General features: G+C 66.1%; 9 protein-coding genes and 1 pseudogene. 2 read left to right on the top strand and 8 right to left on the bottom strand.

The annotated features are described in order from the left end of the window. Positions 1 to 12: 12 nt before the first annotated feature. The 7 genes from RMP08_RS04660 to RMP08_RS04630 form a co-directional block, all read right to left on the bottom strand. Positions 13 to 996 (bottom strand): EpsG family protein, encoded by a 984-nt coding sequence (locus tag RMP08_RS04660; protein WP_310467825.1) that lies wholly within the window; start codon positions 994 to 996, stop codon positions 13 to 15. A 201-nt stretch (positions 997 to 1,197) separates the two neighbouring features. Further along, positions 1,198 to 2,775 (bottom strand): glycosyl hydrolase family 28-related protein, encoded by a 1,578-nt coding sequence (locus RMP08_RS04655; RefSeq protein WP_310467824.1) that lies wholly within the window; start codon positions 2,773 to 2,775, stop codon positions 1,198 to 1,200. Positions 2,776 to 2,881: 106 nt separating this feature from the next. Beyond that, the gene (locus tag RMP08_RS04650; protein WP_310467823.1) at positions 2,882 to 4,843 is read right to left on the bottom strand and encodes a nucleoside-diphosphate sugar epimerase/dehydratase; all 1,962 of its coding nucleotides are present in this window, start codon (positions 4,841 to 4,843) and stop codon (positions 2,882 to 2,884) included. Between the two features lie 17 nt (positions 4,844 to 4,860). After that, positions 4,861 to 7,065: a polysaccharide biosynthesis tyrosine autokinase gene (locus RMP08_RS04645; protein ID WP_310467821.1), complete on the bottom strand. Its 2,205-nt coding sequence runs from the start codon at positions 7,063 to 7,065 to the stop codon at positions 4,861 to 4,863. 12 nt (positions 7,066 to 7,077) lie between these two features. Beyond that, on the bottom strand, positions 7,078 to 7,776 hold the full coding sequence (locus RMP08_RS04640; protein ID WP_310467820.1) for a polysaccharide biosynthesis/export family protein: 699 nt from the start codon (positions 7,774 to 7,776) through the stop codon (positions 7,078 to 7,080). A 116-nt stretch (positions 7,777 to 7,892) separates the two neighbouring features. Beyond that, a complete protein-coding gene (locus tag RMP08_RS04635) occupies positions 7,893 to 10,478 on the bottom strand; it encodes an O-antigen ligase family protein (protein WP_310467819.1) in 2,586 nt (861 codons plus the stop codon). A gap of 342 nt (positions 10,479 to 10,820) precedes the next feature. Next, positions 10,821 to 11,084 (bottom strand): hypothetical protein, encoded by a 264-nt coding sequence (locus RMP08_RS04630; RefSeq protein ID WP_310467818.1) that lies wholly within the window; start codon positions 11,082 to 11,084, stop codon positions 10,821 to 10,823. Positions 11,085 to 11,614: 530 nt separating this feature from the next. On the opposite strand from RMP08_RS04630, the gene RMP08_RS04625 reads away from it, so the two are divergent. Further along, entirely contained in the window at positions 11,615 to 12,454 is an 840-nt protein-coding gene (locus tag RMP08_RS04625) for an outer membrane beta-barrel protein (protein ID WP_310467817.1), read from the top strand. Between the two features lie 271 nt (positions 12,455 to 12,725). Then, the gene (rplQ, locus tag RMP08_RS04620; protein WP_310467816.1) at positions 12,726 to 13,145 is read left to right on the top strand and encodes a 50S ribosomal protein L17; all 420 of its coding nucleotides are present in this window, start codon (positions 12,726 to 12,728) and stop codon (positions 13,143 to 13,145) included. A 110-nt stretch (positions 13,146 to 13,255) separates the two neighbouring features. On the opposite strand, the pseudogene RMP08_RS04615 reads toward rplQ, so the two are convergent. Further along, a pseudogene (locus RMP08_RS04615) lies at positions 13,256 to 13,472 on the bottom strand (hypothetical protein); the annotation flags it as partial.

Below are 13,472 nucleotides of genomic sequence, written 5' to 3'. Positions count from 1 at the left end.
GCCGGCCCCTGCTCAGAACCAATTGAGATCGTACAGCCCCGTGTAGACCAGGGGCAAAGCGGCAAACAGAAGCGCGACGCCGACCAACCCGGCGGCCGGGTAGGTCCTGACGACGTAGGCGCCGAGATAACAGAACAGGAAGTAGTCGGCCGCGCGGGAAATCCGCCCGGCAACGTGGGGAGACGCGAAAAAAATCAGATTGATGACGAAACTGAAGATCACCATCAACACCAGCAGCGGGAACTCGCGCCTTTCGGCAAGCTTCTTGCGGAACAGGATCAGCAAAACAGGATAGACAAGGAGCGACATAAAGCCGCTGAAGCGGATCCCCTGCTCCTGGACGTCGAGGTAGTTAAGCTTTGAGGTGATAATGACCGACGAGGGCAACACGGTCAGGTAGGGCAGAATATACTGCGAGGCGAAGATCGTCAGTGTCAGAATAGACAGCCCGATGACTGTGATTGCGAACCGGTTTAGGAATGGCAGGACTTGCTGGCCAACGTAGAACACAGCGACTAGGAGAACGAACGGAAGATATTGCGAGTGTATACTGCCGGCCAAAAGCAGAACCAGCACACCTATTATTGTTTTACGGTTGTGTAGCAGCGACACTCCAAAGTAGACCAAGGCCAACGAGATAGACGATCTTGGCGACCAGAACATTACGGTCGGAAAGATGACCGGCACCATCATCACCAGCATCGCCGCCCGCATCTCCGGGTCGATGTCGAGCTTTTTAAAGCTTACGTACATCAGCGAGATGGACAGAAAGAAGTTCAGGACCAGGAATACCCTGAAATCGTCCGTCAGATAGCGCATCAGGCCGGTATAGGTGAACCATGCCGGCTCAGCCGTCAGAGTAGATGTCGAGCGAAACCACAGGTCCGCCGTAGGGTCGTAATATACCCCGTCGAAAGCTTGCTCATAGTATTGGAAATCATATCCGGTATCTGGAAGATAAAGCAGGAACAGCGGGTATGAAACCAGGATAAACAAGAACATCCACCGCTTCAGCGACGGCAGAAGTGCTATAGACGCAAGATTATAGAAATAGTGAGATATCAAAAAACTGCTCCGTGTTCTGGTCGTCGGATGCAAAAACCCTCAGCGCGACTCGTGCCCAGCTTCATGGTTGCAGACCGTTCTTGATTGCCTTGCCTGATCGGGAGGGACGGGTCGCGGCGAATGATCCGGCCCTCAATTCGCGCGGTAGCGGATGCGGATGCGAAACCTGGCCGTCACCCCGGCGGCGGTTATCACCCGGTAGGTGCGGTCAGAGCCCACGAAAATGGGGTCCATCGCCAACGGCACTGGAGCAACGCCGCGTGTGAACTTCAAGCTGTCCAGGTTCGTGACATGGACGTTTTCCCCGGCCGCGGCGGTTCGGCCAATCGCCAATTGACAGTTGGTGTAGACCCCGCGGTTGGCGTCGATGATGTCGATCGACTTGATCTTGCCGCCCATCGCGATCCTCTTTGCCTCAAGCCAGGTTTGCGTGGGCGATGAAACGGCGGCGTCGATCGGCGGTGATATCCACTCCTGGACATGGTCGGTGCCGATCGGGTCGCCGGCGCCCATGAAGTCGAAATTGCACTGCCCTCCGACCGTGGACTTCACACTGGCGTTGGCCGCGAACGCGCCCTTGAACTGGTAGACGCTTCCCGGCGTGCCGACGACGGCATTGCGGGCCACCGTCAAATTGTCATACCCCCCGGAAGCAACCTCCAAGAAAATCCAGAATAGATCCTCGTTTGCAGCAACGTAAATCGAGTTGTCGGAGATAACGCCGCCCCTGATGCGACCGAATTGAATCGCTGCTTCTCGTGCGGCAACAATATTCCTGTTGTTGTTGGAGATGAAGTTGCTTCTGCAGGTTAGCCCAAGCAGAGTGAACCGTGTTCCGAGCTTAAGCGGAGTGCGGGATTGTTCGATGTAATTGTTCTCAATGGTGACGCCGTTGCAATTGCCATCTCCGGGGTCAGAGGTCGCACCCACCCAGATCCCGTCGAGCGAGCTTTCGATGATGTTGGAGATAATCCGCAGGCCCGCCGCGTACCCGACCCGGATTGCCCGGCCGCCTCGCCCGCCTGAGCAGGTGACATTCTCGATCGTCGTGCCGTTCATGTTATCGAGAAGATCGATGGCGGTGACGCCGACCCCCGAGGCGTTGATCGAGCAATCACGAACGACGAAGCGGTAAGCAGCGCGGGCGACCAGCGTGCTGGCCCCCGTCGAACCGGCCCGCACGCGCTGGACGATGGCATTGGGCGCAGACGAAATGTTGATGCAGGGGGCGCCGTTATTGCGCACTGACAGGTCGAGCAGGGTCATTTGGCGCTTCGCGCCGGTGCCGTCCCCGAGCTGGAAGACCGGGCTCGTGCCATTTCCGGTAAACTGGAATTCCGTGGCCGCCGAACCGAACTGCCCGCAACCGATGATCGTCTGTCCGTTCAACAGGCGCAGGGTCGAAACCCTGTAGGAAATGCCAGGCTTGGGAAAATAGATCGCTCCAAATTCACCCGCCGCGTTGATCGCCGCTTGCGCCGCCGCCGTATCGTCACGGACATTGTCCCCGGCGAGGCCATAGGCCTGCGCGTTGACCAATTCCCTGAACTCGGATCGCGGCTGCCCCTTGCGGCCTACCAGAACGACTTCCTGGGCGCCGCTCGCCGCGCCGTCCTGGCCGACCTGAACCCGTGTCGCGGCCAGCCGGCCCCACGTATTTGCCGCGGTGGCTGCACCAATCCGGAGCACGTCGCGCCGCTGAACTACCATATTGCCATTGTTGGTGAGGGTCTGCCGGCCAGGGGTTGGGTCACGCTATGACAGTTCACATCGGTGGTCGAGACTTTCCGCGGCCCGGCACCGAGAACGGCCCGCTCTAGCCGCGCACGACGTGGAGCGGCACCACCCCTGCGGCCGCAGGCGGGTTGGCGTCGGCCGTGGCCACTTCCGGCGGAGCATATTCCGGAACAAGCCGCTTGAGCGCTGCCAGCGTGCGCGCAACATCCGCCTCGTCGAGGAAGGCGGCGAGCCCCGCCAGTTGCGGCTCGAGCCGGTCCCATTCGATCATCTTCTCGCGCGCTTTGATGATGCGCGGGTGGGCGGTCCCTTCGAAATCGGCGCCGATCAGCAGTTCCTCGACCATCTTCTCGCCCGGCCTGAGCCCGGTCACCTCGAGCAGGATGTCGCCGTCGGGGTTGTCGTCGTCGGCCACGCTCAGCCCCGACAGCTCGATCATCGCGCGCGCCAAATCGACGATGCGCACCGGCTGGCCCATGTCGAGCAGCAGCACCTCGCCCTCCCCCGCCAGGGCGCCGGCCTGGATCACCAGCTGCGACGCCTCGGGGATGGTCATGAAGTAGCGCGTCGCCTCATGGTGGGTGACCGTGACCGGCCCGCCGGCGGCGATCTGCTCGCGGAAGCGCGGGATCACCGAGCCGCTCGAGCCGAGCACGTTGCCGAAGCGCACGCTCGAGTAGCTGGTCTGGGACTGCTGCTTGGAACGGGCCTGAACGATGAGCTCGCACACCCGCTTCGAGGCGCCCATGATGTTGGTCGGGCGGACCGCCTTGTCGGTGCTGACGAGGATGAACTTGCTCGCTCCGGCCTTTTCCGCGGCGAGGCTGGCATAGAGCGTGCCGAACACGTTATTGCGGATGCCCGAGATCGGGTTTCCCTCGACCAGCGGGACATGCTTGTAGGCGGCGGCGTGGTAGACCGTATCCGGGCGGCAGCGCACGAGCAGCCGTTCGCACTGGCTGGGCGCGGCGACGTTGAGCAGCTCGGCGCGCAGCGCGACGGCAAGGCCTTCGCGCGCGCACATCTCGCGCAGCTCGGAGTCGATCAGGTACAACGCATGCTCGGACTGCTCGGCGAGGATCAGCTCGCTTGGGCCCTGGCGGATGATCTGGCGGCATAGTTCGCTGCCGATCGAGCCGCCGGCGCCGGTCACCAGCACGACCCGGCCGGCGACGTTGCGCGCCATCAAATCGGGGTCGGGCGGGACTTCGTCGCGGCCCAGCAGCTCCTCGATCTGCACTTCGCGCAAGTCGCTGATGGAGACGCGGCCGAAGGCGATCTGCGACAGGGTCGGCAGGAGGCGCACGCGGATCTTGCTGTTGGCGTGGCGGATGCGCTCGACGATCGCGCGGCGCACCGAGCGGCGGGCCGAGGGAATCGCGAGGAACACCTCGTCGACTTCCTCCATCGCCAGCACCAGCTCGAGCTCGCTGGTGTGCCAGATCATCTTGCCTTCGATGAGGTGCTTGCGCAGGCTCTCGTTGGCGTCGACGAAGCCGACCACGGTCAGCCCGGGCTCCTGGCGCATCGAGGCGGCGAGCTGCTGCCCCCCGGAGCCCGCGCCGTAGATCAGGACGCGCTTGCGTTCGGCCAGCCGCCGCGGGCCGTGCACGGCACCCATGATCAGCTGGGCGAGCAGCATGCGCTGGGCAGAGATGGCGAGGAACAGCACCAGCGGATGGATCACCGACAGCGTGCGCGGGACGTTCTCGATGCGCAGCGAGAGCAGGATCACCGCCAGCACCGCGGCGAGTAGGGCGCAGGCGCGCATCAGCACAAGGATGGTGTGGCGGCCGGAGAAGCGCACCACCGCGCGATAGGTACGAGTGGCCAGCGCCGCGGCGACCCAGGTGGCCAGCGCAATCCCGGTGAAGATCAGCACCGGGACGGTTTCGAACTGCCAGTAGCCAAGCCGCAGCCAGAACGCGATCGGCACCACCGCCGCGCACAGCACGAGGTCGAGGGTCACCACCATCGCTTTGCGCACCACCCGCGGCAAAGCGACCAGGCGCAGGATCAGGCTGTGGGAGTTACGCTTCACAACAGTCGCCTGGCGGATCACGCGTTACCGTACTGGTAGTTGTAGCCATAGCCGTAGCCGTAGCCCGAGCGGCGGCTGTCGAGCTTGGTCAGCACCGCGCCGAGCACATGCGCGCGGACGGCGAGCAGGCGCTCGACCGCCTGGCGCGCCTGGCTCGACCGGGTGCGCCCCGATTCGACGACGAAGATGGTGCCTTCGGTGGCCCGCGCGATCAGCGGCGCGTCGGCCAGGCCGAGCACCGGCGGGCTGTCGATCACGACATGGTCGAACTGCTCGGCGGCTTCCTTGATCGCGCGCGCCATGGCGTCGCCGGCAAGCAGCTCGGCGGGGTTGGGCGGCACCGGCCCGGCGAGCAGGATGCTGAGGCCCTTGACGTCGGTGGTGTGGAGCATCTCGTGGAGCCCGGCGTGGCCGGTCAAGAGGTCGCTGAGGCCGCGGCCCAGCGGCAGCCCGAGCTGGCGGTGGACCGACGGGTTGCGCATGTCGGCGTCGATCATGAGGACCCGCGCGCCAACACTGGCCAGCCCGCGGGCTAGCGCCATGGCGGTGGTCGACTTGCCTTCGCCGGCCTGGGAGCTGGTGACCGAGATCGTCCGCGGCGCTCCCTTGGAGGTCGAGAACTGGACCGCGGTGAGGACCGAGAAATAGGCCTCGGACAGCTCCGACTGGCTTTCGAGGAGCTTCTCGCCAACCACCCCCTTGGTCGCCGGGGTCGAGCCGAGCAGCGGAATGCCGAGCTTGCGCTGGAACTCCGCCGGCAGGATCACGGATTCGGCAAGCTGCTCGAGGACGAAAGCGGCGCCGCCGCCGAGCACCAAGCCGATGATCAGGCCGAGCGCGAGGTTGAGCGGGAGATTGGGCGACGACGGCTGCTCCGGCGGCAGGGCGCGGTCGACGATCGAGACGTTGTTGGTGCCGACCCCCCCGGCCACGCCGATCTCCTTGAAACGCTGGAGCAGCGCGTCATAGAGCGCGCGGTTGGTATCGACGTCTCGCTGGATGATGTTGAACTGGATCGAGCGCTGTTGCTGGTCGAGCACCGCGGTCTTGAGCCCGTTGACGCGCGACTGGATGCCCTGCTCGGCCGCGAGCGCCTGGCGGAACTTGTCGCGCAGGTCGCGGGCGACGCCCGACGTCACCACGCCCTGCTCGCCGGCAATCTGGCTGTTGAGCTCCGTGACCTGGGCCTGGAGCGCCTTGACCCGCGGGTAATCGGGACCGAAATCGCTTTGGAGCTTCCGCAGCTCGGCGGTCAGCTGGGCGCGTTGGCCGCGCAGCTGGTTGACCGCGTCGTTGGTCAGCGAGTTACCGGCCGCGATGCCGCCGCTGTTGGCGCGGTAGTCGGCTTCGGCGCGCTCGCGAACGGCGCGGGCCAGCGCCAGCTGCGAACTCAATTGGGCAAGGTCGGCCGAGGCCAGCGATTGCTCGCTCGACATCTGGCCGCTCTCGGTCTGCGACGCGATGCGGATGAGGCCCTGGGCGCGGGCGTATTCGGTCGCCCGGCGTTCCGACTGCTCGAGCTTGGCGCGCACGGCGTTCAACCGGTTCTGAAGAAACTGGCGAGCATAGGCCGTCGCCTCGAAGCGGCGGCCCAAATTGGTTTCGATGAAATTCTCGGATATTTCGTTGGCGATGGTCGCCGCCATCACCGGATTCGGCGCCTCGAACCCGACGTCGACGATGCTCGACCCGCGGACCGGCGTGACAATCGTGTTGTCATTGACCATTTCCGTCGCCAGCGCGAACCGGCGTTCGCGCCGCAGCTGCTTCATTTCCTCGACTTCGCCGGCGTCGTAATTCGCGAGATAGAGGTAATTGTCGGCCAGCCCCAACGAGCGCACCACCGCCTCCGACAACGAGCGGCTCATCAGCAGCGCATATTGGGTCTGGTAGAATTCGGCGTTGAGGCCCGAGCCCTGCTCGTCCTCGACCCCCTCGATGTTGATCACCTTGGCCGCCTCGCGGGCGACCTGGATCCGCGCCTTGGCGGTATACTGGCGCTGGGTCAGCATGCTCGCCAGCACCGCCAGCGCGAGGCAGGCAGCGACGATCGCCAGCACGATCCAGCGCTGGCGGTAAAACATCCGCCAGTAATGGCGGATAACCGATTCGACCTCGACCTCGGGCACGCCCAGTTCGCCGGGGAAGAGAGCGGGGGTTTGCTGCTGGCTCCACGGGGCCAGGGCGTGACCTTGCGGACGAGCGGCGGGAAATTCTGTCACGAGAGCGTTTTCCTAGAGAACGGGGACAAAGCGGGCGAGCAGCGGCATCGCCATCGAGGCATCCTGCAGGAAGCGCCGCGTCGCACTATCGCCGACGACGACGATGTCATTGCCGTAAATCTGCGGATCTTCATAGCGGCCGGAGCGGATGTCCTTGAGGTTGAACATCGCCGCCATCTTCTGGCCGTTGACGGTACGGAACACGATCACGTTGCCGATGTTGGCGGCGGCCGACGCGCCCTTGGCGGTGGCCACCGCCTGTTGCAGCGACATCCGCCCGACCACCGGATAGATACCCGGCTGCTTCACCTCGCCATCGACGGTCACCATCTGCGACCTGGCTTCCTTGATGTTGACCGCGACCTTGGGGTCCTTGAGGTATCGGCCGCGCAACTTTTCCTCAATGTCGGTGGCGAGCTGCTGCGGGGTCTTGCCCGCGGCAGCGATGCTGCCGGCGAGGGGAAGCGCGAAATTGCCGGCGGCGTCGACCGCTCCCTCGCGGTCGAGCTCGGGAGCGCCGAATACCGAAATCGCGATCTGGTCGGTCGGCCCGATGCGATAGGCCGAGACATCGACGGCGACTTCGGGCGAGTCCGGTGCCGGCAGCGAATCCGCGACCCGCACCGCGGTCGAATTGCGATCGAGCTGAACGCTTGAACCGCAGCCGCACAGCAGCATCACGGCGAACGCAGGGAGGATGAACTTAGACACTGACGGTCCCCAATCAGAGAGGTTTTGCGACAGGCAACCAAGGCGCGCGCTGTCAGACACCGGCTTCAACAGGAAATCCTCATCATTTTCAAGGTTTGAGCGCCAGCCAGCGCGATTCAAAGCCGCTTCAGCGTGACCCCGTCGAACTCGATCTGGGCCGGACGCCCGACTGGACGGGCGTTAAAAGTCAACAGGATCAGCGGACAATCGGCGGCGACCGAGAAGCGTAACTGGCGTTGCTCGAAACCGGATCCGCGCAGCGGGTCGGCCGTGCTGGTGGCGAGCGGCGGGCCGCGCTTGACGCATTGCACCGACAGACCGAACGCCTCCGGCGCCTCGCCCGCACCGCGCACCCGGAACTGCAGCACATAATCGCCCTGCGCCAATGCGACATGGCGGGTGACCAGCGTGTAAGCGGCATCGCCGTCGGTTTCGAGCAATAGCGCGCGGCTGGTGCCCTCCTCGATCGTCGCCGTGGTCCCGGTCGGCGCGACGAACGTCCAGTCGAACGGCGAAGAATCGAGCCGATAATCTTCGATCGGCCGGTCGAAGCCACCATCGTCGAACGGGATCGCGGCGCCGAACCGGCCGGCGCGCACGGCCCCGTAGAGGTCGAGGGCACTGCGGTAGGCGCCGCGCTGGATCAACCGCTGGATCGTCGACCGCGCCTCGCCGCGGGTCGGCTTGTGGGGAGTCGCGACAAGATCGCGCAGGACCGCATGGGTGCCGTCGACGTCGCGCTCAACCGCGTTGGGGTGAAGCGTCAGGAACGGCCTGCGCCAGCTCGGGCCAAGCATCATCCGCTCGACCAGCTCGCGGCGGAAACCGGGATCGGTCGCCGCGGACCGGATGAAGCTGACATATTTTACGCCGGCCCGGCCACGCGTGCGCAGGAAGGCATCGGCGCGCACCGCGGCGACCTCGAGCTGACCGTTGGCAAGGGCCTGTTGCATCGCCCAGAATTGGGTCGGGCCATCGCGCCAGCCCATCGCGCTGGCGGTCTGCCAGGCACGCCCGGCGGCCTGCGGATCGTTGTCCGCCAGTGCCAGCACCCGCGCCGCGCGCACGGTCAACGGGGCGCGCTCGAGTGCGGCATAGGCGAGCTGCCGGGCCTTGGCCGGTTGGCGGACCGCGAGCCTGGCTTCCGCGGCAAGCGCGAGCCCGCCGGCGTTTTGCGGCCGGATTGCTGCGCTGAGCATGCCGTTGCCCTGTCGCACCGCGCCCTGGGCGAGGCCCATCCGGACCACCTGCGCGGCGATCAGCACCCCGAGCACCGAGGCCACCGCCAGCGGCCAGCGTGGCGCGGCGTCCCGCGACCTTGCCGCGACCGACACCGAATCAGGCAGCGGCGCGAGGATCAGCCCCAGCGCGAGTGCCGCCACGGCCGCCACGGCCGCCATTCGCAGCGGGTAGTCGATCATGCTGTGCAGGGCGAGCAGGACCAGGGTGAACGCACCGGCCAGCACGATCGCGACTTGGCCGTCGCGGGCCCGTTCGCCGCGGGTCACGACCCGCGCAACCCGCCAGCCGATCCCGCCGATCAGCGCGGCCAGCCACAGCGCCCCCAGTACCCCGGTCTCGATCAGCCATTCGAGCAGGTCATTGTGGGCGTGATTGACGAACCCACCCGACGCGATGTCGAGGTTCTCGTTGACCGCGAACACCGGCACGAACGTCCCCAGCCCGCTGCCCAGCGGCCAATTTTGGCGAAGCGTGAAAATGACGTCCGGGAGGAACGCGTAGCGCTCGTCTTCCCCGAACGCGAAGCTCTGCCCGATCGCCATCGCGTTGCCGCTCGGGCTGAACATGACGATCAACGCGACCAGCGCGATCACCCCCGCCAGGACCCCCAGCCACAGCAGCAGCGAGCGCCGGCCAAGCGCGATGAACAGCACGCCCGGCACGGCCAGCAGGAGCAGGGCGGTGCCCGCACGCGAGGCGGTCGACAAGGTGATGATGATCAGGAACGGGAGCGCCAGCCAGCCGGCATGGAGGCCGCTCCGCAGCCCGACCTTGCGGCCCTCGATATGCGGGCGCCCGGTGCGGATCAGCAAAGCGAGCAGGACCATGGCGGCAAGCAACAAGGCGGCCTGGTGGTTGGCGTTGGCGAACACGCCCGCGGCCGTGCCGGAGCTGGCGCCGTCGTAGAACGACAACCACTCGGGGCTGCCGAGAATGAGCTGCAGCGCGCCGATGAAAGCACTGGCGGCGGTGGCCCCGACCGCTACCGTGACCAGCGCCAGCGCTTCCCGCCGGGTCGCCCCGAGCAGGCCCACGACGACCGCCGCCGGAAGCAACAGCGCGGCCGTCACGCGCCGCGTCGCTTCGGGATCGAGGCTGAGCGGCCGCCAGCCCGACGGATTCGGGGTCAGCTCGAGCGCGGCGCGCGCCAGGTCGTGGCCCGGCATGCCGCCCCACAGCCCCGGGGGCAACGGAACCAGCTGGAGGACGATGATCAGGAGGAGCGCGGCGAGCACCCACAGGGGCGCGCTCGCCTGCCGTGGCAGCGGCCGCGTGCCGAGGCCGTGGGCCGCTCCGAACAAGCATAAAAGAAGCGCGGACGCGCCGGCAATCACGCTGTTGTTGAACGGCCCCTCGGCGCCGCCGCCGCCGAACAGGATGGCAACCACCAGCAACCCGCCCAGCGCATAGGTCAGGCGCCTGATGGGGGCCGGTTCGCGGCGGGCCGTGCGCGGCCTCATGCCATCGCCTCGCCTAGCACCGGCCGCGCAGCGGCGGGCAGCACGCCCGGCGCGCGACCCCGGCCGGACCGCACGATCGATTGGGGAGCATTGTCACGGCCGCTCATGGTTGGTTGTTGGCTCACTGATTCCACCTGCGGGCCGAGCAGCCCGGCACCCGCCTTAACCGAATCGGCCTGGCTTGAAAGCCCCGCGCGCGTGGCGGCGCCGCAGCGGGCGATGGTTGGGGGCGGCTCCGGCTGCCGTCGCGGCGATCGCGCAGGGCTGGAATGACGAACGCGCCCCTTCCCGGGGCCGTTGCCGCGGGAAAGGACGCGCTGATGTCGTCAATTTGCTTGGAGCTTAGCCGCGGCTGAGCGAACCTTCGCCGTCACCGTCGTCGTCGAGCAGGATCCAGATGGCGACCGCGAGGGTCAGCACGATCACCGCCAGAGCGGGCCAGGAAATGCCGAAGGCACCATCTTCATCGGACTGGGCAGCGATCGCCGTCGAACCGGCAACCGGAACCGCCGCGCTGGGCCGAGTCGCCGCAACAGAGGCGGTAAGCGGAAGAAAGGCGATCAACGCGCCTGCCATGCCATTGCGAACAATTTTCGAAACCTTCACGTGACTGCTCCCTTTACTAACTGGACCCGGTCTTAGCAGATTCGCCGCGACGGGCAAGGCCCTCGGTGGCTGTTCTCTAAGACAAAAGTCTTAAACTCTTTTGATGTTCCGAACCCTGATTAACAACGCGCGTGATGGGGCGCAACCGTCGCGTGCCGGGTTGCCCGCTCCTCGCGTGCGAGCGCGCGCACGCACGCAGCCCGCGTTCGCTCGCGCGCGCCGGCGCGTCAAAAGTTGAGCGGGAGTTCCGCGCCGGCGCCGGGGTCGGCGGTCTGGCACCGCCGGGACGGCGATCCGCCCAAGCTGCGCAGCGACCCCGAAATCGGCTGCGATAGGCCAGGATCCGAAAAATTCGGACCTGCGCTACGGCCGTGCGCGATGCCAAAATTTGGCGGAAAGCTTGACCTTTCGGTCGAGTTGTGATGCATCCGTGCAACAGTTTTCGGGAAACTGGCGGGATGCGGCTATTAAACTGCAACATCTTCCCGATAGCTCCGTTTGACCGCCGAGTGCCATGAAAGGGGTATTAGATGTACAAGTATTTACTCACCGCCGTTGCTGCGATCGCGATCTCGGCTCCGGCCACCGCTCGCGACAACAGCTGGTATATGGGCGTCGAGGGCGGCCTCATGAAGGTCAAGGACATGGAGCTCGATTATCGGGACGCCAATGGCCTTGAGATCGACGATGCGCTCCAGATCGACCATAAGATGGGGATCGATCTCGACCTCATCGGCGGCTATGATTTCGGCATGATCCGCGCCGAGGCCGAAGTGGCCTGGAAGCGCGCCGGGATCGACGAAATCGACACCGAGCCCAACCTCGAGCTGGGCGACGCTGACGACATCGACGCCAGCGGCAGCGGCCGCGTGCTGTCGGCGATGGGCAATCTGCTGTTCGACTTCGGCGACGACGAAGGCTTCGGCGCCTATATCGGCGGCGGTCTCGGCGTGGCCCGCGTTAAGTATCGCGTCGGCATCGACGGCGTTGCCGACGTTGGCTTCCGCGACAGCGAGGACACCATCGCATGGCAGCTGATCGCCGGTGTCCGCACCGCCATCAGCCCGACCGTCGACCTCGGCTTGAAGTATCGCTACTTCCGCACCGGCAACCTCGAGTTCGCATCGGACACCGGTCCGGTTCCGTTCGAGGCCGACGGTCGCTGGAAGTCGCACTCGCTGCTCGCCAGCCTGATCTTCAACTTCGCGCCGCCGCCGCCGCCGCCGCCGCCTCCGCCGCCGCCCCCGCCGCCTCCGCCGCCGCCTCCGGCGACGCAGACGTGCCCGGACGGTACGGTGATCCTGGCGACCGAAGTGTGCCCGGCTCCGCCGCCGCCGCCGCCGCCGCCGCCGGCCGGTGAGCGTGGCTAAGCGCTAGCCGCCACGGCCCTTCGGGGCCAAGGCAAGAGATCTCCCGGGCGAGGCACCAGCTTCGCCCGGGAGTTTCTTTTTGGAGACCGCCGCGGCTGCCTGCCGATCGCCACCCAACCTTGACTTTGGCGGCCGCATCGGCTTGAGGAGCGGCGTCCGGCGGAGCGCGATGCTCCGCTGTTTTCATTTTGTCACGGGACAAGGGCGGCTCCCATCAAGCCCGCCTGGCCGGGGATGCCTGATACGGTCCCCGTACGAACGGAGAGAAACCATGCGCCATCGCGTTGGCCATCGTAAACTGCAGCGCACGTCGAGCCACCGGGCGGCTTTGTTCCGCAACATGTCGGCGGCGCTGATCAAGCACGAGCAGATCACCACCACTACCGCCAAGGCGAAGGAGCTCCGGCCCTACGTCGAGAAGCTCGTCACGCTGGCCAAGAAAGGCGGGCTGAGCAATCGCCGCCTGGCCCAGGCGCGGCTGATGGACGACACCCAGCTCGCCAAATTGTTCGACACGCTGGCGCCGCGCTATGCCGAGCGGAGCGGCGGCTACACGCGCATCATCAAGGCCGGCATCCGCCTGTCCGACGCCGCGGCGATCTCGATCATCGAGTTCGTCGACCGTGACGTGTCCGCCAAGGGCCAGGATTCGGGCCCGGTGATGAGCGACGAGGACGAACTCGCCGCCTGACCGGCCCACATTCCGTTGAACTCGTGTAGATTCGCCTTGGCGGGCCGTCCCGGCGACCGCCTAAAGTGCCGCGTTGCGCTCCTGGTAACCCCCAGGGACTTCGCCTCCGCCTACGGCACCAGCAGGAAGTCGCCGTTGGTCAGCGCTGTGCCGGCGGCGACGGTGGCGAACAGGATCTGCGCACCGGCGCCATTGCCGTCGGCGTCGTAGAAGATGCGCCCGGTCGCGCTGTCGTAGACGATGCGGTGGTCGGCGTCGGCCGCCGCGGTGCCGGCGTGGAACGCCGCGGCGCTGAGCGTGCCGCTCGCGGGCAGCGCCGCAAACACC

This window comes from Sphingomonas sp. (assembly GCF_031426035.1).
GTDB lineage: Bacteria > Pseudomonadota > Alphaproteobacteria > Sphingomonadales > Sphingomonadaceae > Sphingomicrobium.
This window is presented reverse-complemented; position numbering and strand designations above follow the sequence as displayed.

Excerpts from the sequence above, each read along its gene's own strand:
- RMP08_RS04635 (WP_310467819.1), bottom strand. The coding sequence starts at position 10,478 with ATGAGGCCGCGCACGGCCCGCCGCGAACCGGCCCCCATCAGGCGCCTG.
- RMP08_RS04625 (WP_310467817.1), top strand. The coding sequence starts at position 11,615 with ATGTACAAGTATTTACTCACCGCCGTTGCTGCGATCGCGATCTCGGCT.
- RMP08_RS04655 (WP_310467824.1), bottom strand. The coding sequence starts at position 2,775 with ATGGTAGTTCAGCGGCGCGACGTGCTCCGGATTGGTGCAGCCACCGCG.
- rplQ (WP_310467816.1), top strand. The coding sequence starts at position 12,726 with ATGCGCCATCGCGTTGGCCATCGTAAACTGCAGCGCACGTCGAGCCAC.